The following is a 20,490-nucleotide window of genomic DNA, read 5'->3' on the forward strand; positions in this document are numbered from 1 at the left end:
GCTTTAATGCTAACCAACCGTACGAAATATTAATCAGCTGCTAGTCTTACCTTCAGGAGGACGGTATGACAAAACAGCCGATGGTTTTTCTTTCGTGGTTACGGGCACTGCTGCTGTGCAGTACTGGCCTGGCTGGCTGGCCGCTTATGGCGGCTGAACAGCCAGCGGTCAGTCATGAAGCGTTGCTGGAACAGGTGTATAAAATGCCCGCCTGGGTCGACCAGGTGACCCGTGTATGTCCCTGGCAGTCGAATGAGGGACAGGGCTATGTACGGGTCGTGCGGACGGAACAGGGTGGCCGTCACCAGCTGTTTTTTCAGTGGATTCGTAAAGGCATGGCGGGCACACCAACGCAGGCGATTTCTACCGTGCAGGTTGAGGAACTGGCAGGTGAACTGGCCGTAAAAGTCGAATTGCCCAGAGCACAGTTACACGAGCAACATTGCCAGTTAAAAGCCCGGGCAGAAAACCTCACCAGTGAACGACGCTACATGTTGACCTTTTATTTAATCCGGCCAGGAGAATATAAGTTATCACTGGCCGGGTTATACAGTGTTGGCCCGGAATAATGCGTCGTTAGTCGACGTGTACCACATCCAGCAGGGTCTGGCGTATGCCCAGATGACTGCCTTGTTGTTTTTGCTCCAGATTGACAAAATCAAACAACGCTCCGTCGGCCAGTTGTGACGGTGCAACATTGCTGATCGCGGCAAAAATGTTTTCGCTGCGGCCAGGTTGTTCTTTATCCCAGGCGGCCAGCATCTGTTTAATGTTCTGGCGCTGCAGATTTTCCTGTGAACCACATAAATTACACGGAATAATCGGAAATTCTTTGGCTGTGGCAAAGGCTTCGATGTCTTTTTCTTTGCAATACGCCAGTGGCCGGATTAATACGTGTTTCTGGTCATCGCTCAGCAGCTTAGGCGGCATCGCTTTTAATTTACCGCCATGAAACATATTGAGGAACAGGGTTTCGATGATGTCGTCGCGGTGGTGGCCGAGGGCAATTTTGTTGGCACCAATTTTTTCGGCAAACCCATACAGGGTGCCACGCCGCAGGCGGGAGCATAAACCACAGGTGGTTTTACCTTCCGGGATGACCTCTTTTACCACGCTGTAGGTGTCTTTTTCGACGATGTGATACGGCACTCCCAGCTGTTCCAGATAGGCAGGCAGGATATGTTCAGGGAAACCGGGCTGTTTCTGGTCCATATTCACGGCGACCAGCTCAAACTTAACCGGAGCGCTTTTTTGCAGACTCATCAGGATGTCGAGCATGGTATAGGAGTCTTTACCACCCGACAGGCAGACCATGATTTTATCGCCATCCTGAATCATGTTGTAATCTTCGATGGCTTTGCCGACGTTACGGCGCAGGCGTTTCTGTAACTTATTAAAGTTGGTTTTCTGCTTGCGTTCCTGATCGCTGACAACCGGGCTGGCCGGTTCGTTGGCTTGGCGTGGGTCAAAAGTGGCAACGTCTTGCATGGCCGGAAACTGCTCCTGAAGGAAATGCGGGCCCGCAGGCCGGAGTTAAGCAGGGCTTTATAACAAAAAGCCAGGGTTCAGGGAACCTTCGCAAGCCGCCGGATTACATCTGGCGGGCATTGTCAGGCGACCCGGTTAACGCCTTCCACCAACAGCTGGTAGTTATTAATAAAGTGTTCGCAGCTGGCGCCCCTGCGCGGGTGATAAAAACGCTTCCATAACCGCGCCAGCAGTTCCCGGGTGCAGATTCCCATAGCGTTATACCTCGTAACGGTACCGAATGCCGTTCATCAGCCGGCTGAGTTCAGTCCCTGTATTGTTACCTTAGAATAGCCTGATTGGACTTGCGTAGTTTTTATTCAAAAAACAGCGCCAGAAAAACCAGTCGTCAAAAATATAACGCAGGTGCTGTGCCAGATAATGGAGAAAGAGGGGAAGAATGCCTTGATTAAACTGACATTTCCCTGAACAGGGAAATGTCAGTGGTACAGCTGTGGTTATTTGCTGTCGCTGTGACCACAGTCGTCGTCAGAAACCAGCCCGGCCAGCTGATTGAGGGTATCGATATCCTGCAGAATAATTTCTTTGCCCTGGGTTTCGATCAGGCCGTTTTTCTGGAAGCGGGTAAACACCCTGCTGATGGTTTCGACCGCCAGACCAAGATGATTACTGATATCGACCCGTGACATTGGCAGACGGAAGTGGGTCGCTGAAAAGCCACGGCGGGCATAACGGGTGGAAATATCCATCAGGAACGACGCCACCCGTTCTTCGGCATTCTTTTTACTCAGCAGCAACATCATGTTCTGGTCATGACGGATTTCTGTCCCCATAGTGCGCATCAGCTGTTTACGCAGGTCGGGCAGCTCATCGGCCAGTTCATCCAGCTGGGTCAGCGGAATTTCACACACGGTCGTGGTTTCCAGTGCTTTCGCTGACAGCGGATAAAAGTCATTGTTGTAACCCGCCAGGCCGACCAGTTCACTGGCCAGGTGGAATCCGGTGATCTGTTCTTCGCCGTTTGATGCCAGGGTGTAGGTTTTTAACGCACCGGTACGCACCGCAAATACTGACTGAAAGGGTTCGCCCTGCTGAAATAATAACTGACCTTTCTGGATCGGCCGGCCACGACGAATAATGTCGTCCAGGCGTTCCATGTCGTTATCGTTCAGCGACAGAGGCAAACACAGTGCATTCAGGGAGCAGGTCTGACAATGCGGCTGAGTGCCACGCAGTGGCGAAGGAGCGGTAGATGATTTCATACTAATATCCGGTGTGAGTACCCGGTGCGTTAACGCCAGGTCATTCGAAAACTGGCTCTATACTCCTAGTGACTGATGGATCTGTCAAGGACTGGTAACCACACCGAAGTAACTGTCCATAAGCCGTAGCCAATCAACAGCAGACCGGCCAGTTGCCGGGTGAGCTGATGGTTGAGCCAACGGCTCAGGGTGGCGGCGGCCAAACCTCCGGCCAGTAACGCGGGCAGAGTGCCGAGGCCAAAGGTCGCCATGGTTAAGGCGCCCAATAACGGGTCACCATTAGCGGCAACCCAGCTCAGGGTGCTGTAAATCAGACCACAGGGTAACCATCCCCATAACATACCGAGTCCAAAGCGTGCCGTCAGAGACGACTGCTGCAACAAACGTCCGGTCTGCGGTTGTAAAAAACGCCACAGATATTGCCCCAGCCGTTCGATACGGGTCAGCCAGCTGGCCCAGCGGGCGACGTAAAGTCCCATCAGTATCAGCATCACCCCCGCCAGTGAGCGTAATAGCAGCATCAGGCTGTCATGCAGTTGTTGCAGCCATAAGCCGGCAGCACCGACCAGTAAACCGGCAACGGCATAGGAGCTGATACGGCCACCATTAAACGCCAGCAGTGATGCCAGGCGGCGCTCTGGTAAGCTGCTGTTGCCGGTAGCGGCGGCGATGCCACCGCACATCACCAGGCAATGGCTGGCACCAAACAGACCAATCAGCAGGGCGGTCAGCAGTGATAACGGTTCATTCATAGTCGCAGGGGCGCTTAACAGCGTGGTTGTGTGTCATCGGTCGCCTGATCCGGCGCTTGTGGTTTTTCCGGTTCGTCATCGTCAAACAGGATCTTATGGGCCGGGGATTCCATATCATCGAACTGGCCACTGCGGACCGCCCAGAAAAAAATACCGATGGCGATGGCCAGTAACAGCAACGACAACGGAACCAGAACGTAAATAATATCCATGGATCAGGTCTCTTTAGCCAGGCGTCCGATACGGTTCAGGCGCAGGGCGTTAGTAACGACAATCAGCGAGCTGAGCGACATACCAATGGCGGCGGCCCAGGGAGGAACCAGACCGGCAGCTGCGATGGGCAAAGCGACCAGATTATACAGTAATGCCCAACCGATGTTCTGACGAATAATGCGACGCGTTGCCGCAGCACCGTCGATGGCGGCCAGCAGCACTTCCAGCCGGCCATTGGTGAGGACGGTATCGGCATTGGTTTTGGCCAGATCGGTGGCTTCATTCACCGCCAGGGAGACATCCGCTCCGGCCAGCACCGGCACATCGTTAATGCCGTCACCGGCCATCAGAATCCTTTCGCCTTGTTGTTGCCAGCTGACCACCTGTTGTAACTTCTGCTCCGGGCTGACCCCACAGGACAGTTCATCAATGCCCAGCTGTTGCGCAATACGTTGCCCGGAATGGCTTGGATCACCGGTCAGCAGTGCGGTTTTAATGCCGCGTTGCTGCAGTCCGGATACCAGCTTGGTGGCGGCTTTGCGTAATGAGTCATTCACCTGAATCCAGCCCAGCGGAGCGTGTTCGCTGGCCAGTAACAGCCACTGGCCACCATCGTCGCCGGGCGGTTGCAGGGGGGCTGGCCAGGCAAAGCCAGGATGACCGAGCTTCAGTAACTGACCGTCAATCCGGCCCTGAATGCCCTGGGCCGGAATTTGTTCAATATCGCTGGCGGCTTTTGCGCTAATGTGCTGAAACGCCTTGGCAATCGGATGACTGGCGTGTTGCTCCAGTCCGGCGGCCAGTTGCAGCAGGTGACTTTCGTCGTCACCCTGCAGCGGAATCACCTGTGACAGCGTCAGCCGGCCGAGCGTCAGGGTACCGGTTTTATCAAATACCACGCGGTCGATCTGTGGCAGGGTTTCCAGTACGTGACCTTTACTGATCAATAACCCGGCTTCACGCAACGAGGCGGTGGCGGCGGTCAGAGCGGTTGGCGTTGCCAGTGATAAGGCGCAGGGGCAGGTGACCACCAGGACGGACAAGGCAATAAAGAAGGCGTGCTCATCACCCTGCCAGGCCCAGAATGAAAATACGCTGGCGGAAATGATCAGCACAGCGGCAACGAAGTGGCTGGCGATTTTATCGGCCAGCAGCGCGGCTTTCGGTTTTTCCTGCTGCGCCCGGTCCATTAGTCTCATAATGGTCGAAAGTTGCGCTTCGGCACCGGTGGCGGTAACCCGCATCAGCATCGGGCTCTCAACATTAAAGGTACCGCCAATCAGGGTGTCGCCGGTTTGTTTGTCGACCGGCATATATTCGCCGGTGAGGGCGGCTTCATCGACCGAACTTTTGCCTGCGGTGACAATGCCGTCGGCGGGTATGGCGTGACCCGGGCGCAACCGCAGAATATCGCCGACGCAGATTTCTTCACTGCTGATGACCTGATCGTCGCCACCGTCGATAACCTTTACGGCCACATTCGGCAGCAGTGTCAGCAGATTATTACCGGCTTTACCCATGCGGTGGCGGGCGCGCATCTCCAGATAACGACCCAGCAACAGGAAGAAGGTAAACATACAGACGGAGTCGAAATACACTTCCGGGCCGCGGTTAAAGGTACTCCAGATGCTGGCGCCAAAGGCCAGCCAGATGGCCAGCGATACCGGCACATCCATCGTCAGATGGCGGGTTTTCAGATCACGGACAGCGGCGATAAAAAAGGGCCTGGCACTGAACAGCACCACTGGCAGAGTCAGAATCAGGGCGGCAAAGCGCATAAACACTTCGTACTGGGCGGCCATGCCAACGTACAACGGCACGGACAACATCATCACCTGCATCATACCGATGCCGGCAACGGCCAGGCGGCGAATGGCCTGTTTGCTTTCGCGGCTGCGCTGGGCTTCCTGTTCGGTGGCGGAGAAGGGGCTGGCGCGGTAGCCGAGACGGTAAATGGCTTCAATCAGGCTGGATACCGCGATATCGGCGTAATGCCAGCGCACCACCAGGCGGTGGTTGGACATATTTAATACGGCATTGTCGACCCCGGGCAGCTGATTGATTCTGTGCTCGATCAGCCAGGCACAGGCGGCACAGCTGATGCCGTCGATGATCAGGGTGGCTTCGGCCAGTTCGCCATCGCGGGCAACAAAGCTGCGTTGCAGGGCGTCGGAGTCGTATAACTTCAGGGTGTCGCGGGCGGTCAGGTCCTGGTCGTCACCGTCGGCCGGACTCAGTTCCGGCAGTTGAGTACGGTGTTTGTAATAATCCTTTAAACCGCTGGCGACGATGGTTTCGGCCACGGCTTTGCAGCCCGGACAACACATGGGACGAACCTGACCGTCGATTTCGGTGGCCCAGCGTTCGCCCTCACGGGTGGTTTCACCGCAGTGAAAACAGGATTGTTGTGTGCTCATTTGGCGTTCAGTGTTATCTCTCGGCCGGCTTCAATCAGCGGATAGGCGCGAATTCGCCAGCCTTGCTCCGGGCTGTCGAGCCAGATACGGCGGCGGCTGGGTAATTCGATGTCGTTGACGCCAGCGTAGCTGCCATCGAGCATACGCTGTAACAGTAAGGTAGCGTCCTGATCTTCCAGAGTTGGGTGAATCAGCTGCATGGTTAACGTGTTGGGGTATTCGTCGAGGTAGCCATCCAGCTCCAGGCGTACTTCGTCGGCGGTAAATATTGCGCTGGCGTTGATTTGTAAGCGCGCGGCTTTTTCATCGTGGGCTTTGTTTTCGGTAAAACTGACGCCGTCTTTATAATAACTGTCGCTGACCAGAGAATCCTTGGTTTGCAGCGCGGTATATAACATCACGCCGCCCCAGATCACAGCCAGCAGTGGAATACCGGCAATAATCAGCATCAGAGGCTCCTGATACCAGCGGGTCAGTGGTTCTTGATTCTCAGGTTTCATAATTTACTCAGTATTCGGATGGTCAGCGCCAGGCGCCGTTTGCGAGCTGTAAAAAAACCGCCCAAGTTTAACCACTCAGGCGGTTTGTCACTAGCGCTCTTGCGTTTTTTTACTGACGCGGAGCAATAAAGGTACTTTCTTTGCGGGCAAATTCCTCACCGCTGGCCTTGTGGGTAATAACAAAGGTGATGGCGGTTTTACTGCTACGCAACGGGGTTGTGGCCGGATCAACTTCGAGTGTCAGGGTCACCTCCTCGATATCGTTAACATCCAGTGTGTACTCAGTGGCTGCGTTCAGCTGTGCGCCGTCCAGCCCCTCGACACTGAGCAGGTACGTCTCAGGCGATTGAGACATATTCATCAGCTTCAGCATGTAGGCATTTTTGACGGTGTCATTGGCTGTTTCTGTGTACAGCGTATTGCGTGGGCGCTCAACATCCAGCTCGAACGGTGTGCGGGTGATCATGGTGTAGGCCAGGCCACCAATCATGGCAAGTAGCATTGCCGCATAACCAATCAGCCGTGGACGGAAGAAATGTGTCTTTTGGCCTTCCAGTTCATTTTCTGTGGTGTAGCGGATCAGGCCTTTAGGTTTGTCCAGTTTTTCCATGATGGAATCACAGGCGTCGATGCACAACGCGCAGCCAATACACTGATATTGCAGACCATCACGGATATCGATACCGGTCGGACACACCTGCACACATAACGAACAGTCGACACAGTCCCCCAGTTGCTTCTGCGCTTCGGCATCTTTTTCTTTTTTCGAGCGTTTGCCGCGTGGTTCGCCGCGGTTAAAGTCGTAAGACACCGCCAGAGTGTCGGCATCGTACATGACGGACTGGAAACGGGCGTAGGGGCACATATAAATACACACCTGTTCGCGCATCCAGCCGGCGTTGATGTAAGTGGCGGCGGTAAAAAAGGCAATCCAGAATACCCCCCAGCCGTTGACGTCAAACGCCAGCATGTCCGGGATCAGCTCGCGGATCGGGGTGAAGTAGCCAACAAAGGTCACACCGGTCCAGAGCGCAACCACCAGCCAGGCGATGTGTTTAATGGCTTTTTTCCGTACCTTAGTGGCCGACATCGGCTCTTTATCGAGTTTAATACGCTGATTACGTGTACCTTCGGCCCGCTCCTCGATCCACATAAAAATAAATGACCAGGCCGATTGCGGGCAGGTATAACCACACCAGATACGACCGGCCAGATTAGTGATGGTAAACAGGCCGTAGGCACAGATAATCAGCAACGCGGCCAGCAGCGGGAAATCCTGTGGCCAGAAGGTCATACTAAAAATATGGAACTGACGGGCGGGCAGATCAAAATACACCGCCTGACGACCGTCCCAGGTTAACCAGGCGGTACCAAAGTAGCCCAGCATTAGGGCCCACAAAGAATAAGAACGGATTTTCTGAAACAGCCCTTCGATTTCACGAACGTAAATCTTCTGGCGTTTTTCATACATGCTTTGCGATTGTTTGGCGGATGGGGGCGTAACGTCCTTAACCGGAATATTACTCATAACAGCAAATCACCTTATTGGCTCGTTGGCGTTTAACACCGGTCGGTCAGGTCGGAAACCCGGCCAGGCAGGTGGCAATCTTATGGCAGCGGTCAGTGCTGCCGCCGGAACGCCGTCTCTCATTCAGCGTTCTCTTATATAACGCACAAATTATATAGGCCATGGACAGGGCCGATAATGAAAAAAGCGGCTTTAAGCCGCTTTTTTCTGGTTTTATTGTCTTAGCTCAACCTTCGCCAGCAGGGGTATTCCGGTTGAGCCGGACAGGCCTTTTTATTTCTGAGACAGAGAATAAATATAGGCCGCTACCACGTGGATCTTCTGATCCGTGTTGGTATCCCAGATTTCACCAAAGGCTGGCATCTTACCGTTACGACCATTCTTCAGAGTGAAGGTGATGTCTTTGGTAGAGCCGCCGTACAGCCATACGTCGTCAGTCAGGTTCGGTGCGCCAACTAGTTGGTTACCGGTACCATCCGCCGCGTGACAGACCTTGCACAGCTGCTGATATTTCGGCGCTGCGCGCTCGGCCGCTGTAGCATCGTGCTTCAGGCCAGACAGAGAACGAACGTATTCGGTCATGTCGGCAACGCCGTCTTCACCCAACACACCACCCCAGGGCGGCATGGCACCCTGACGACCGTGCTTGATGGTCTGAATGATGTTTTCCGGTTTGCCGCCGTACAACCAGTCGTGGTCGGTCAGGTTCGGGAAACCTTTGGTGCCGGTTGCATCCGTCTGGTGACAGATGGTGCAGTTGCTCATAAACAGGCGCTTACCGGTTTCCATGGCTTCTTTGTCTTTAGCCAGTTCAGCTACCGGGACAGCCGCGTATTTATTGAACAGCGGCGCGACGTCTTTTTCGAACGCCTGAACTTCCGCTTTCCACTGGTTTTCGGAAGACCAGGTCACTTGTTCGCCGTCAACTTCAACCGTCAGCAGGCCGTTCCAGTTGCCCAGGCCATAGACACCCAGATAACCAAAACCAAACACGATGGTTGCCCAGAACATAAATACCCACCAGCGTGGCAGCGGGTTATCCAGTTCCTGAATACCGTCGTACTCATGACCAGTGGTCTGGTCGGTTTCGTCTTTACGCTGGCCTTTACTGGTGTATTGAATCAGTACGCCGCAACCAATAATGGATCCCAGTACGATGACGGCGACCCACCAATGCCAAAATGTTTCTAACATAGTTATTTACTCCGATCTTTATCGTCGTGCAGCGGCATTCCATCATCATTGTTCTGGAATGGAATGTGAGCATCGTCTTCAAATCGTTTTTTGCGGCTGGAACCATAGGCCCACCACAGGATTCCGCTGAAAGCTATCAGGGCGAATACGGAGCCCAGTCCGCGCACGTCGTTAATATCCATGGGATTACCGTTTAGTGACTACTGTGCCCAGTTGCTGCAGGTAAGCAACCAGTGCTTCGATTTCAGTGGTACCGTCAACTGCGTCTTTAGCACCTTCGATGTCTTCATCTGTGTACGGTACACCGACCATACGCAGAGCTTTCATCTTGTTTGGTGTGTCACGGCCATCGACTTTGTTTTCGAATAACCATGGGTAAGACGGCATGATGGACTCAGGTACAACATCACGTGGGTTGTACATGTGAGCACGGTGCCATTCGTCGGAGTAACGACCACCTACACGCGCCAGATCCGGACCGGTACGCTTGGAACCCCACAGGAACGGGTGCTCGTAAACGTGTTCGCCGGAAACGGTGTAAGGACCGTAACGTTCGGTTTCTGCACGGAACGGACGAACCATCTGGGTGTGACATACGTGACAACCTTCACGGATGTAGATATCACGACCTTCCAGTTCAACAGCGCTCAGTGGCTCCAGACCTTCAACCGGTGTGGTTGTGTCGTCGTGCCAGAACAGTGGAACAATTTCCGCCATGCCACCCCAGCTGAGTGCGATAACAATCATTATCACCATCAGGGGTAAGCTGCGTTCGATATCATCATGCTTAATCATAGTTCTCTTACTCCTTAAGCCTGAGCAGGTGCCGCAGCGATTGCTTGTTTTTTGGCGTCACGAATCGTCATATAGACGTTGTAAGCCATCACGAACATACCCAGCAGGAACAGACCGCCACCGATAACACGAACCACATAACCTGCGTGTGATGCTTCAACCGATTCAACGAAGCTGTAGGTCAGGGTGCCGTCGGAGTTAACTGCACGCCACATCAGGCCCTGCATAATACCGTTCACCCACAGAGCTGCGATGTACAGTACGGTGCCGATAGTCGACAGCCAGAAGTGTGTGTTGATCAGTTTGAGGGAATACATGTCACCGGCTTTACGGCCAAACATGATAGGAATCAGGTGATACAGCGCACCGATAGAAACCATAGCAACCCAGCCCAGAGCACCGGAGTGTACGTGACCAATGGTCCAGTCGGTGTTGTGAGACAGTGCGTTAACCGTTTTGATTGACATCATCGGACCTTCGAAGGTCGACATGCCGTAGAACGACAGAGACACAACCAGGAACCGCAGGATAGGGTCGTTACGCAGTTTGTGCCATGCACCAGACAGCGTCATCATACCGTTGATCATACCGCCCCAGCTTGGTGCCAGCAGGATCAGAGACATCACCATACCGGCAGTTTGTGCCCAGTCTGGCAGTGCGGAGTAGTGCAGGTGGTGACCACCGGCCCAGACGTAGATGGAAATCAGTGCCCAGAAGTGAACGATCGACAGACGGTAAGAATATACCGGACGACCCGCTTGTTTCGGCACGAAGTAGTACATAATGCCCAGGAAGCCCGCGGTCAGGAAGAAACCAACGGCGTTGTGACCCCACCACCACTGAATCATGGCGTCGATGGTGCCTGCCCAGACAGAATAAGATTTGGTCAGAGAAACCGGTACTGACAGGTTGTTACCCACGTACAGGATAGCGATCATGATCATAAAGGCGGCGAAGAACCAGTTGGCAACATAGATGTGGCTTTCTTTACGGATAGCCACCGTGCCAAGGAAGTTCACCACATAAGCAACCCAGACCAGAGTGACCAGAATATCGATTGGCCATTCCAGCTCAGCGTATTCTTTGGTAGAGGTCATACCCAGAGGCAGTGTGATGGCCGCCGCCACAATCACGGCATTCCAGCCCCAGAAAGTGAAAGATGCCAGCGTGTCTGAGAACAGACGGGTGCGACAGGTACGTTGCACAATGTAGTAGGAGGTTGCAAATAAAGCAGAGCCACCAAAGGCGAAAATAACCGCATTGGTATGTAACGGACGCAAACGGCCGAACGATAACCAAGGGGTATCAAAGTTTAAAGCAGGCCATGCCAGCTGAGCAGCGATTAATACACCAACTGCCATGCCAACAATGCCCCAGACTACAGTCATGATGGCAAACTGTCTTACCACCTTGTAGTTGTACTCGGGATGGTCAAATGCTGTGCTCATGATCAGATTCCATTTAACAGCGAGGGTTGAGGGTTAAAAAATCGGTGCGACATTATCCGCCCTGAAATTACTATTTGCAATCAAAGGCAGAAAAAACGCCTGATTTTCAGCAGCTTAAGCCACTTTTTTCTGGACCAGAAATCATGCTGTTGAGAATGCTTATCAGCTACTGTTTCAACATCCCGTGTTCTGATCCGCCGTTTGCGCAGTTACATTAACCATTCGCTTTAACGACACCCTGCATATTAAATTGGTGCTCTGTCAAAATATTGATATAACGCAAGAGTCTTCCGGAAGTTCCCCAAGAAATTCCCTTATAAATTCAATGGTTAAGACCCAGGCAGGAAATAGTGATGTTGGTTTTGCAGGATGGCCCGGCCGCTGGCCCGTTAATTATTCTGGCGCACGGTGCCGGCGCCGGTGCCGACAGTGATTTTATGCAACAGCTGGCCGCAGGCCTGGCGACACATGGCTGTTCGGTGTTGCGCTTCGAGTTTCCTTATATGACGAAGCGCCGTGAAGACGGCAAAAAACGACCACCGGACCGGGCGCCGATACTGCTACAGGCCTTTGCTGAGGTGGTGGCACAACAACAGCGCCCGTGTGTGATTGCCGGCAAATCCATGGGTGGACGTATGGCGACCTTGCTGGCCTGTGACGACCAGCTTACGGCGGGTATCCGGCAGCAGATTAAAGGCGTTGCTGCGCTGGGTTATCCGTTTCATCCGCCGGGCAAACCGGAGTTGTTGCGGACGGCCCATCTGCAGGACTTTGGCGACCCGTTATTTATCGCCCAGGGCACGCGTGATGCGATGGGCAGTCGCGAGGAGGTTGCTGGTTACCCGCTGGGTGCGGCGATTCAGTGGTTGTGGCTGGAGGATGGCAATCACGATCTGAAGCCGCGTAAGGCCAGTGGTTACTGCCATCAGGATCATATAAACGCCGCCATTAAAGGGTTGGCGGATTTTGCTTTTCAGTGTCTTGCCTGAGGTTCGTGTGGCGATAAAAACACCCGCTGTCCTGCCGGGATGCGGGCGTTTTTGTTATGCGGCGGTCATTCAGGCCGTCAGTATGGTGATTTTTTCCTGCTGTTGCAGAATCGGCTGAATCGCCCCAATCACTTCACGGCGGGTATCGGAGTGGGACCACTGACTCCAGGCTTCCAGACTTTGCCAGTTAGTAATGATCACACGGTGATTGGCGTTCTGAGCATCTTTGTAGGTCGCTCCCGACACATAACCTTCTGCTTCCAGCATGGTGCGCAGCGTATTTTTGATCGCAGCTTCATAGGTGCTTTCCATGCCATCGGCAATCACGCGCTCAATAATAACCTTAATCATCAGTTGATTTTCCTTTCTTGCGGCTTGGTGTGTTGGTTACCTATAAGCATAACCAAAGGTGTCCCGGCTTTGTATGTTTGCGTCAAAAATCCTGAATATTTGCCGGGAGCTGCATCTTGTTGATACGCACTTGCTATTGATAATTGACAAAACATTACAATAAATATTAATGATAAGGATTCTCATTGATATTTATTGGCGTAGTATCCGCCGCGGATCATCGACCGGCTGTGGCCGGGTTTATTATCGCAAACAACCGTTTTGGCGGTTGCTTTACAGGATATTGTCATGAACACACGTGTGCGTTTTTCCCGCAATCTGATTTCTCTGGTGGTCGCTTCGGCCGGTCTGTCACTGGCGACTGCTCAGGCGCAGGCAACGGAAGAAAATGGGGTTAATTTGTCCGATATGGTGGTGTCGGCTTCCGGCTTTGAACAGAAACTGGTGGAGGCGCCGGCCAGTATTTCTGTGATATCGCAACAGGAATTGCGTTCTCGTCCGTATATGACACTGCTGGATATTGTGCGTGAACTGGAAGGTGTGGATGTGGGTGAAACCCGCGATAAAACCGGCCAGGGCAGTGTTTCCATCCGTGGTATGGGTGGCGATTATACGCTGCTGTTAATTGACGGCCGTCGCCAGAACAATCACGGCGATATTTATCCGAATAACTTTGGTGGTAACCAGTTTAACTATGTGCCACCGCTGGACGCCATCGAACGGGTGGAAGTGATCCGTGGCCCGGCATCCACCTTATATGGCGCTGATGCGATTGGTGGTGTGATCAATATCATCACAAAAAAAATGACCGACGAGTGGAGCGGTTCGGCGACCATCAGCCGTACCTTCCAGGAAGTGGACGAATACGGCGATGACACCACTGCTGATTTCACTGTGTCCGGTCCGTTAATCGATAACACCCTGGCGATGGAAGTGCGCGGTAGCTTTTATCAGCGCGATGCCAACGAGCCGGAATACGATTCCGTCACCAATCCGGCAGGCCAGCAACAAACCCGTGAGCTGGGTTTTGGCAGTGGCGGTAAAACCGTCGACAGCGAAAACCAAAGCGTCGGTGGTGGTATCAACTGGCAAATTGATAACCGTCAGCTGCTGACCCTGGACGTTGATTTCTGGAAGCAGCAGTACGACAACAAACCACTGCCGGATGGTTCTTTCCCGTTGGGCACCGTTGATAGCATCGACACGCTGTGGAGTAGTCGTGGCCCACGCGTCGGTTATGCCAAAGACCAGGAATTCACCCGCCAGCAAATCGCCATCGCTCATGAAGGTGAATGGTCGTTTGGTAACAGCTGGATCTCTTTGCAGCACATTAATAGCGCCAATGAAGGCCGGACGCTGCCGTTATCGGTAGCCGAGCGTCAGGAATTTAAAACCATTTACGATGGCACCGGAGCCTATGCCGGAATGAGCGAGCAGGAACGCCGTGATATTGCGGCACAAAAATTCCTGCCGCGTCCTGAGCGCACCATGGAAAGCCGCCAGTATACCCTGGATGCCAAGCTGGAAATTCCGGTAGACGATTTTTACGGCCGTCATAACGTCATTGTTGGCGGTCAGCTGATTCAGGGTGAGTTGGAAGACAGTGTGTTTGGTATGGAAGACGGCAATGTGGGTGAGTTATCCGATTTCACCATGTTTTCGTTATTTGCCGAGGATAACTGGAACCTGATACCGGATGTGACGTTAACCGCCGGTTTGCGCTACGACGACCACGACCAGTTTGGCTCAAATGTCAGCCCGCGGTTGTACGCCGTGTACCTGCTGGACGACAACTGGACCGTTAAAGGGGGTGTGGCAACGGGCTATAAAACGCCGAAAACCACCGATTTGTACAACGGTGTAACTGGTTTTGGTGGCCAGGGCACCCGACCCTTTGCCGGTAACCCGGACCTGGAACCAGAGAAAAGTGTTAACAGTGAACTGGCGGTGTACTGGCAGAGCCTGAACGGCGATCACGATTTTAATATCACCCTGTTTAAAAACGATTTTAAAGACAAAATCGTTAGCGGCGATGAAGTACCTTCCTGTGAAACCAGCGGTGGTGTTAAGCCGTGCGTAAATATTGGGGGCTACGAAGATCTGAATGCCGGTATTTTCAGCCAGAAAGTGAACATCGATGAAGCGGAAATTCAGGGTGTCGAACTGGCCGGTAGCACGGCGCTGGGGTATGGCCTGACGCTGCGTGGTAATTACACCTACACCGATTCTGAACAGAAAAGCGGGACACAAAAAGGTTATCCGTTAAACGGAACGGCGAAAAACATGGCCAATGCCACCCTCGACTGGCAGGCCAATGATGCCGTCAGCCTGTACCTGACGATGGAGCATCGCAGTGACCGCTTCCGTGGCTTTGGACGCAGAGGCCTGAATGAAGGTAAAAACGGCGCCAAATATTTTGATGAGTATCAGGTATTTCACCTTGGTATGAACTACACGGTGTCTGACAATCTGAGCTTCAGCGGTCGTATTAATAACCTGCTGGATCAGGATTTCACCAGCTACGAAGTGGAATTTGAAGACGACGGCAACGGCGGTTACGACCTGAAGGCCTACGACGATTACAACAACAAAGACAAACGTCGCAACCTGTGGCTCAGCATGAACGTTAAGTTCTGATTATTGTTCCGTTGTAATCCGGGTAACACGCGCAGAGCTGCTCTGCGCGTGTTTTGTTGTTTTTATCGGTGGTCGTTGTCGACAAGCCAGCGACCGCTGAAACGCTGAAAAATAAAGGCAAAACGTGGCAGTTAAATTTCCGGCTTTTTTGGGCACTGTACGCCAGTGGCACTGGATCAGCTCAGCCGTTTGTCTGGTGGGCATGCTGTTATTTGCGGTTACCGGCATTACTTTAAATCACGCTGGCGATATCGAAGCCAGCCCGGTGGTTACCACCCAGGAACTGACCCTGACGCCCGGTTTAACCGCACTGCTGGCCCGGCGTGATCACGGCGCGTTACCCGGCGCCTTACGCCAGTGGTTATTGCAGCATGATATCCGTGTGCCTGAGCGCGCAGCGGAATGGGACGACGACGAAATTTATCTGGCGTTACCTCAGCCTGGTGGTGATGCCTGGCTCAGCATTGAGCGCGACAGTGGTGAATTAATTTACGAACACACCAGCCGTGGTGTGATTTCGTATTTAAATGACCTGCATAAAGGCCGCAATACCAGTGTTGCCTGGAGCTGGTTTATCGATATTTTTTCGCTGTTGTGTGTGATTTTTTCGTTATCGGGATTGTGGCTGTTAGCCCGCTACGCCCAGCAGCGCCCGGGCAGCTGGCCGCTGGTGGTGCTGGGAGCGTTAATCCCGCTGTTAATTATTATTCTGACCTTTCATTAAGGAGTGTGTATGACGAACGTGTTAAAACGGATTGGAGGCCTGACGCTGGCCGCCGGTATCAGTGTGGGCAGTCAGGCGCAGGAGCTGACGGTAACACTGGAAATCCCCGCCATGAGCGTTGCTGAATACCACAAGCCTTACGTTGCTGTTTGGCTGGAGCACAAACAAAGCAAGCAGGTACACAACATGGCGGTGTGGTACGACACCGATATGAAAAATGCCGAAGGTGAAAAATGGCTTAAAGACATGCGCCAGTGGTGGCGACGCAGCGGTCGCAGCCTGGCCATGCCGGTCGATGGCGTTAGCGGTGCGACCCAGGGCCCGGGGCAATACGACCTGAGCTGGTCGGCCGGAGACTCCCGGTTAGAGCAACTGGTGGCCGGTGACTATCGCTTACGGGTCGAGGCGGCACGGGAAGTCGGCGGGCGGGAATTGGTCAATATTCCGTTCAGCTGGCCACCGGCCAAACGCCAGACGCTGAAGGCCAGCGGTGAATCGGAACTGGCTGATATCAGCCTGACTCTGGTGCCCTGATAGCGCATCAATCGACGGCTAACCCCGTGCTTCAACTATTTATTCAATAAAAGGAAGACATAATGGCTTTTTCATTCAAACCCCTGTTACTCAGCACTCTGGTACTGGCCAGCGCCAGCACCCAGGCCCACCGGTTATGGATTTTACCGGACGTCACTGTGTTATCCGGTGACAATCCGGCGGTCACCTTTGATGCCGCGGTATCCAACAGCATCTTTAATTTTGATCACGTCGCGCTGCGCACCGATGGTATTCGTATCAGCGCTCCGGATGGCAGTGCGGTCGAGCCGGAAAACGTGGCCAAAGGTAAGTTCCGCAGTGTGTTCGACTTGAGCCTGGATCAACCGGGCAGCTATCGCGTGTTTATGACCATGCAAGGCATGAACGCGTTCTGGAAAGACGCCAATGGCAAGCGTCATATGTTCCCCGGTCGGGGTAAAACTGCCAGTGCCGAGGAGATTTTAAACGCCATTCCGAAAGACCAGGAAGTGCGCATTGTTGAGAGCTACCGTCGTGCAGAAACCTTCGTCACCGCCGGGGCGCCAAGCGACAACGTACAACGCATCCGTGGTGAAGGGGTGGAATTAAAAGCCAGCACCCACCCGAACGATCTGTACGCTGGTGAAAGCGCACAGTTTGCTCTGATGTTAAACGGTGAGCCGCTGAAAGGGGCTGACATTACCCTGATTAAAGAAGGTACCCGCTACCGCGACAGCCAGAACGAAATTCAGCTGACCAGTGATAAAAACGGTGCCTTCAGCATTAACTGGCAGGGTGCCGGGCGCTACTTTATGGAAGCGGAATATAAAGACGCAAACGCCACTAAACCGGCCACTGAGCGCAGTGTCAGTTACACCGCGGTGTTTGAGGTGTTACCCGACTGATGCTGGCGCTGCAACCGTACCTGTCAGCCGGCCTGTTAGTGCTGGGCTATCTGCTGTTTTGCCTCTGGTGTTATCGCCGTGTGTTATCGCAGACGCGGTTATTTAAACCGGCGGCAGACGATAACCCGGTGATACTGGTGGCGTATGCCAGTGAAGGTGGCCGGGCGCAGCAGTTGGCGCAACACACCGCCCGTCGCCTGAGCGGTCCGGCACAGGGCCAGGTTGAATGCCTGGCGCTGAATCAGCTCAGTCTCGGCCGGTTGCAGCAATTACAGCAGCTTATTGTGGTGGCCAGCACCTATGGTGACGGTGAAGCGCCGGATAACGGCCGCTTGTTTTTACCACGGTTAGCCGCCGCGACATTGCCCGGGCTGAAGTTTGCCGTATTAGCGCTGGGTGATTCTGACTATCCGCAGTTTTGTGCCTTTGGCAAACAATTGCAGCAGCAGCTGATGCGCTGCGGCGCGCAGCCGCTGTTTGATCTGGTGTGTCTCGACCAGCAACAACCAGAGCAGCAGCCACTTCAACACTGGTGGCAAGGACTAGCGCAGGCCGGGTTGTACGCTGATACGTCAGATGAGGTTGCGGCAACGTTATCAGATGCCGCCCGGCCCCAGCTTCATGCCCGGCTCAGCCAGCGGCGGTTGCTTAATCCCGATACCGATGCGGATGGCCTGTACGAGCTGCAATTCCAGCCGGAAGATAAGCAGCCAGGTGCCTGGCCACTGTGGCAAGCTGGTGATATTGCCGAACTGACGTTGCCGGCCCGCCCGGGGCAGCCAGCACAAACACGGCAATACACCATCGCCTCGGTGCCGGAAGAGGGCGTGTTGCGGTTATTGGTGCGCCTGCAACATCAGACCGATGGCACCCCCGGGCTGGGCTCAGGCTGGTTGTGTCAGCAGCTGAATATCGGTGAACAGGCCGTCTTTACCCGGCTTGATAACCCCGGCTTTCATGCCCCAGACGACAACACACCGTTAATTTTAATCGGCAACGGCTCCGGTCTGGCCGGTTTACGCGCGCATCTGGCGCAACGGCCGGCCAGCAGCCAGAACTGGTTGTTATTTGGCGAACGTTCGCCCTACCAAGACGCCATCTGGCAAGACACTCTGAAAGACTGGCTTAACGACGGCCGCTTACAACACCTTGATCTGGCGTTTTCGCGCTGGCACGGCGAGGATGGCGAAGCACTCAGCACACAACTGAGCGGCCAGTTACACAGTGGTTATGTGCAGCAGGCCCTGCAGGCTCAGCAGGCACGGCTGCAACACTGGCTGCAGCAAGGCGCCTGTATCTATGTCTGTGGCAGCCGCGTTGGAATGGCCCAGGACCTGGACGAGATGTTAACCACCCTGCTGGGCGAGCCGATGGTCGAGCAGCTGATACAAACACAGCGTTATCGCCGCGACGTCTATTAAGCCACTGCTGAAAACCCACCGCGAATAACCCGCCCCGAATACCCCATTACGGTAGGGTGGGTAAGCGCAGCGCTACCCACCAATAACGGCTTTCAAAGCTGTGTCGTAGCGCTGCATCCCGGATACGGAGTTATCGCAGCCGTTCCAAGGCACTATCGCCGCTGGCAAACTGTATCGCAGCGACGTCATTACCCTGGTAGTGGGTTTGCTGGGGAGGGGGCTGAGGTTGCTGAGAGTGGGGTGGTTAATGTCTCCTCAATCATATACCAATGATAAATAACTGCTTATGATCTGTTCCGGTTACGCAACATGGACACACCAGGAACACATCATGACGGATCAGCAGCCTGCCTTATCATCTTCACCGCTGGATAAACGCCCTCAGGCGTGGCGCTTACTGGAGCTGGTGGCGCAATGGACCGGCCAGGTAAATACCAGCAATTTATGTTCGGCGTTTGGCATCAGCCGTCAGTCAGCCAGTGCATTACTCAACGAATATCAGCAACAACATCCGGACAATCTCGATTATTGCCCCCGCGTCCGTGGTTATCAGCCCAGCGACGGCTTTCGTGTGTTTTACAGCCTGGGCAGCCTGGATGAATACAGCCGCCTGCCCGGTGTTAGCCAGATAACCGACGTGAGTGTGTCGCAAAATTCGACAAGTGCGCTGTATCACCTCAGCAGCGTCCATCATCAACCACAACCACACAGTGTTCGGGCGATACTGCAGGCGATTAAAGGCCAGCAACGGCTGGATATTCATTACGCCAGTATCACCAGCCCGGAATTTGAAGAGCGTATTATCTCGCCCCACAGCCTGGTGCACGATGGCCAGCGCTGGCATGCCCGTGCCTGGTGTGAAAAAAACCAACAATTTCGCGACTTTGTATTGTCCCGGGTGCGCAATATTTTTGGTGTAGAAGGGGCGGCGCAGCAGAGCCAGAAGGAGGATGAGTTATGGCATCGTCAGGTCTCCTTTGCCATTCAGCCTGATAGCCGCTTAAGCAGTGCGCAACAGGCCATTGTGGCGATGGACTACGATATGCAGCCACACAGCGCTGTCGACGGCCACGCCACATCAGGCTGGCAGCGTGTGTATCAGGTGCGTGCCGCTTTGTTAATGTACCTGCTGGCGCAGCTGCGCCTCGACCGCTATCGCGAAAACCCACAAGCGCAACAAATTGTACTCACCCCAGACAGCCATCAATCACTGACGGAGCAGGGGCTGTTATTACGCTAACAGGGGAGCAAAAGCAGATCGGTACACAAGGCACTGACACACCCCGGAGCTGAAATACTCTCGGGAGTGTCCAAAAATCTGACCTGTAAAAATCCCCAGCTATTGTCGTCATT

Annotated in this window: 21 protein-coding genes; 8 read left to right on the forward strand and 13 right to left on the reverse strand. The window is 53.8% G+C overall.

The genetic code is table 11. The features are described 5' to 3' along the window. Positions 1 to 65: 65 nt before the first annotated feature. Complete coding sequence (locus ACFOMG_RS06355; protein ID WP_376865494.1) at positions 66 to 569, forward strand: hypothetical protein; 504 nt, start codon at positions 66 to 68, stop codon at positions 567 to 569. Between the two features lie 7 nt (positions 570 to 576). Here ACFOMG_RS06355 and ttcA read toward each other — a convergent pair whose 3' ends face one another. The 12 genes from ttcA to ccoN form a co-directional block, all read right to left on the reverse strand. Beyond that, entirely contained in the window at positions 577 to 1,488 is a 912-nt protein-coding gene (ttcA, locus tag ACFOMG_RS06360; protein ID WP_376865495.1) for a tRNA 2-thiocytidine(32) synthetase TtcA, read from the reverse strand. A 122-nt stretch (positions 1,489 to 1,610) separates the two neighbouring features. Further along, positions 1,611 to 1,742 (reverse strand): hypothetical protein, encoded by a 132-nt coding sequence (locus ACFOMG_RS06365; RefSeq protein ID WP_376865496.1) that lies wholly within the window; start codon positions 1,740 to 1,742, stop codon positions 1,611 to 1,613. A gap of 243 nt (positions 1,743 to 1,985) precedes the next feature. Beyond that, entirely contained in the window at positions 1,986 to 2,750 is a 765-nt protein-coding gene (gene fnr, locus ACFOMG_RS06370) for a fumarate/nitrate reduction transcriptional regulator Fnr (RefSeq protein ID WP_376865498.1), read from the reverse strand. Positions 2,751 to 2,815: 65 nt separating this feature from the next. Continuing rightward, positions 2,816 to 3,502, reverse strand: a complete 687-nt coding sequence (locus tag ACFOMG_RS06375) for a sulfite exporter TauE/SafE family protein (protein WP_376865499.1) — start codon at positions 3,500 to 3,502, stop codon at positions 2,816 to 2,818. Positions 3,503 to 3,516: 14 nt separating this feature from the next. Then, positions 3,517 to 3,714 (reverse strand): cbb3-type cytochrome oxidase assembly protein CcoS, encoded by a 198-nt coding sequence (gene ccoS, locus ACFOMG_RS06380; RefSeq protein WP_376865500.1) that lies wholly within the window; start codon positions 3,712 to 3,714, stop codon positions 3,517 to 3,519. 3 nt (positions 3,715 to 3,717) lie between these two features. After that, the gene (locus ACFOMG_RS06385) at positions 3,718 to 6,132 is read right to left on the reverse strand and encodes a heavy metal translocating P-type ATPase (protein ID WP_376865501.1); all 2,415 of its coding nucleotides are present in this window, start codon (positions 6,130 to 6,132) and stop codon (positions 3,718 to 3,720) included. Then, positions 6,129 to 6,632: a FixH family protein gene (locus ACFOMG_RS06390; RefSeq protein ID WP_376865502.1), complete on the reverse strand. Its 504-nt coding sequence runs from the start codon at positions 6,630 to 6,632 to the stop codon at positions 6,129 to 6,131. Before ACFOMG_RS06390 ends, ACFOMG_RS06385 begins: the two co-directional genes overlap by 4 nt. Positions 6,633 to 6,741: 109 nt before the next feature. Next, positions 6,742 to 8,160: a cytochrome c oxidase accessory protein CcoG gene (ccoG, locus tag ACFOMG_RS06395; RefSeq protein ID WP_376865503.1), complete on the reverse strand. Its 1,419-nt coding sequence runs from the start codon at positions 8,158 to 8,160 to the stop codon at positions 6,742 to 6,744. A gap of 273 nt (positions 8,161 to 8,433) precedes the next feature. Continuing rightward, positions 8,434 to 9,354: a cytochrome-c oxidase, cbb3-type subunit III gene (ccoP, locus tag ACFOMG_RS06400; protein ID WP_376865505.1), complete on the reverse strand. Its 921-nt coding sequence runs from the start codon at positions 9,352 to 9,354 to the stop codon at positions 8,434 to 8,436. 2 nt (positions 9,355 to 9,356) lie between these two features. Further along, entirely contained in the window at positions 9,357 to 9,536 is a 180-nt protein-coding gene (locus ACFOMG_RS06405) for a cbb3-type cytochrome oxidase subunit 3 (RefSeq protein ID WP_376865506.1), read from the reverse strand. Between the two features lie 4 nt (positions 9,537 to 9,540). After that, positions 9,541 to 10,149, reverse strand: coding sequence for a cytochrome-c oxidase, cbb3-type subunit II (ccoO, locus tag ACFOMG_RS06410; protein ID WP_376865508.1), 609 nt, complete (start codon positions 10,147 to 10,149; stop codon positions 9,541 to 9,543). Positions 10,150 to 10,163: 14 nt separating this feature from the next. Continuing rightward, a complete protein-coding gene (gene ccoN / locus ACFOMG_RS06415; protein ID WP_376865510.1) occupies positions 10,164 to 11,597 on the reverse strand; it encodes a cytochrome-c oxidase, cbb3-type subunit I in 1,434 nt (477 codons plus the stop codon). Positions 11,598 to 11,950: 353 nt separating this feature from the next. Here ccoN and ACFOMG_RS06420 point away from each other — a divergent pair, with 353 nt between their 5' ends. Then, the gene (locus tag ACFOMG_RS06420; protein WP_376865511.1) at positions 11,951 to 12,586 is read left to right on the forward strand and encodes an alpha/beta fold hydrolase; all 636 of its coding nucleotides are present in this window, start codon (positions 11,951 to 11,953) and stop codon (positions 12,584 to 12,586) included. Positions 12,587 to 12,655: 69 nt separating this feature from the next. On the opposite strand, the gene ACFOMG_RS06425 is transcribed toward ACFOMG_RS06420, so the two are convergent. Next, on the reverse strand, positions 12,656 to 12,937 hold the full coding sequence (locus tag ACFOMG_RS06425; protein WP_376865513.1) for an antibiotic biosynthesis monooxygenase family protein: 282 nt from the start codon (positions 12,935 to 12,937) through the stop codon (positions 12,656 to 12,658). A 288-nt stretch (positions 12,938 to 13,225) separates the two neighbouring features. Here ACFOMG_RS06425 and ACFOMG_RS06430 point away from each other — a divergent pair, with 288 nt between their 5' ends. The 6 genes from ACFOMG_RS06430 to ACFOMG_RS06455 all read left to right on the forward strand — a co-directional run bounded on the left by ACFOMG_RS06430 (position 13,226) and on the right by ACFOMG_RS06455 (position 20,377). Beyond that, positions 13,226 to 15,574: a TonB-dependent receptor domain-containing protein gene (locus tag ACFOMG_RS06430; RefSeq protein WP_376865514.1), complete on the forward strand. Its 2,349-nt coding sequence runs from the start codon at positions 13,226 to 13,228 to the stop codon at positions 15,572 to 15,574. A 124-nt stretch (positions 15,575 to 15,698) separates the two neighbouring features. After that, positions 15,699 to 16,298 (forward strand): PepSY-associated TM helix domain-containing protein, encoded by a 600-nt coding sequence (locus ACFOMG_RS06435; protein WP_376865516.1) that lies wholly within the window; start codon positions 15,699 to 15,701, stop codon positions 16,296 to 16,298. Between the two features lie 9 nt (positions 16,299 to 16,307). Then, the gene (locus tag ACFOMG_RS06440; RefSeq protein WP_376865517.1) at positions 16,308 to 16,832 is read left to right on the forward strand and encodes a DUF2271 domain-containing protein; all 525 of its coding nucleotides are present in this window, start codon (positions 16,308 to 16,310) and stop codon (positions 16,830 to 16,832) included. Between the two features lie 62 nt (positions 16,833 to 16,894). Beyond that, complete coding sequence (locus tag ACFOMG_RS06445; RefSeq protein ID WP_376865518.1) at positions 16,895 to 17,716, forward strand: DUF4198 domain-containing protein; 822 nt, start codon at positions 16,895 to 16,897, stop codon at positions 17,714 to 17,716. Next, positions 17,716 to 19,137: an NADPH cytochrome P450 oxidoreductase family protein gene (locus ACFOMG_RS06450; protein WP_376865519.1), complete on the forward strand. Its 1,422-nt coding sequence runs from the start codon at positions 17,716 to 17,718 to the stop codon at positions 19,135 to 19,137. Before ACFOMG_RS06445 ends, ACFOMG_RS06450 begins: the two co-directional genes overlap by 1 nt. A 331-nt stretch (positions 19,138 to 19,468) precedes the next feature. Further along, entirely contained in the window at positions 19,469 to 20,377 is a 909-nt protein-coding gene (locus ACFOMG_RS06455; protein ID WP_376865520.1) for a helix-turn-helix transcriptional regulator, read from the forward strand. Positions 20,378 to 20,490 lie beyond the last annotated feature (113 nt).

This window comes from Bacterioplanoides pacificum (genome assembly GCF_042648445.1).
GTDB classification, from domain to species: domain Bacteria; phylum Pseudomonadota; class Gammaproteobacteria; order Pseudomonadales; family Oceanobacteraceae; genus Bacterioplanoides; species Bacterioplanoides pacificum.

Bases quoted from the DNA above. Each gene is read 5' to 3' on its own strand.
- ACFOMG_RS06355 (WP_376865494.1), top strand. From the start codon at position 66: ATGACAAAACAGCCGATGGTTTTTCTTTCGTGGTTACGGGCACTGCTG.
- ttcA (WP_376865495.1), bottom strand. From the start codon at position 1,488: ATGCAAGACGTTGCCACTTTTGACCCACGCCAAGCCAACGAACCGGCC.
- ACFOMG_RS06365 (WP_376865496.1), bottom strand. From the start codon at position 1,742: ATGGGAATCTGCACCCGGGAACTGCTGGCGCGGTTATGGAAGCGTTTT.
- fnr (WP_376865498.1), bottom strand. From the start codon at position 2,750: ATGAAATCATCTACCGCTCCTTCGCCACTGCGTGGCACTCAGCCGCAT.
- ACFOMG_RS06375 (WP_376865499.1), bottom strand. From the start codon at position 3,502: ATGAATGAACCGTTATCACTGCTGACCGCCCTGCTGATTGGTCTGTTT.
- ccoS (WP_376865500.1), bottom strand. From the start codon at position 3,714: ATGGATATTATTTACGTTCTGGTTCCGTTGTCGTTGCTGTTACTGGCC.
- ACFOMG_RS06385 (WP_376865501.1), bottom strand. From the start codon at position 6,132: ATGAGCACACAACAATCCTGTTTTCACTGCGGTGAAACCACCCGTGAG.
- ACFOMG_RS06390 (WP_376865502.1), bottom strand. From the start codon at position 6,632: ATGAAACCTGAGAATCAAGAACCACTGACCCGCTGGTATCAGGAGCCT.
- ccoG (WP_376865503.1), bottom strand. From the start codon at position 8,160: ATGAGTAATATTCCGGTTAAGGACGTTACGCCCCCATCCGCCAAACAA.
- ccoP (WP_376865505.1), bottom strand. From the start codon at position 9,354: ATGTTAGAAACATTTTGGCATTGGTGGGTCGCCGTCATCGTACTGGGA.
- ACFOMG_RS06405 (WP_376865506.1), bottom strand. From the start codon at position 9,536: ATGGATATTAACGACGTGCGCGGACTGGGCTCCGTATTCGCCCTGATA.
- ccoO (WP_376865508.1), bottom strand. From the start codon at position 10,149: ATGATTAAGCATGATGATATCGAACGCAGCTTACCCCTGATGGTGATA.
- ccoN (WP_376865510.1), bottom strand. From the start codon at position 11,597: ATGAGCACAGCATTTGACCATCCCGAGTACAACTACAAGGTGGTAAGA.
- ACFOMG_RS06420 (WP_376865511.1), top strand. From the start codon at position 11,951: ATGTTGGTTTTGCAGGATGGCCCGGCCGCTGGCCCGTTAATTATTCTG.
- ACFOMG_RS06425 (WP_376865513.1), bottom strand. From the start codon at position 12,937: ATGATTAAGGTTATTATTGAGCGCGTGATTGCCGATGGCATGGAAAGC.
- ACFOMG_RS06430 (WP_376865514.1), top strand. From the start codon at position 13,226: ATGAACACACGTGTGCGTTTTTCCCGCAATCTGATTTCTCTGGTGGTC.
- ACFOMG_RS06440 (WP_376865517.1), top strand. From the start codon at position 16,308: ATGACGAACGTGTTAAAACGGATTGGAGGCCTGACGCTGGCCGCCGGT.
- ACFOMG_RS06445 (WP_376865518.1), top strand. From the start codon at position 16,895: ATGGCTTTTTCATTCAAACCCCTGTTACTCAGCACTCTGGTACTGGCC.
- ACFOMG_RS06450 (WP_376865519.1), top strand. From the start codon at position 17,716: ATGCTGGCGCTGCAACCGTACCTGTCAGCCGGCCTGTTAGTGCTGGGC.
- ACFOMG_RS06455 (WP_376865520.1), top strand. From the start codon at position 19,469: ATGACGGATCAGCAGCCTGCCTTATCATCTTCACCGCTGGATAAACGC.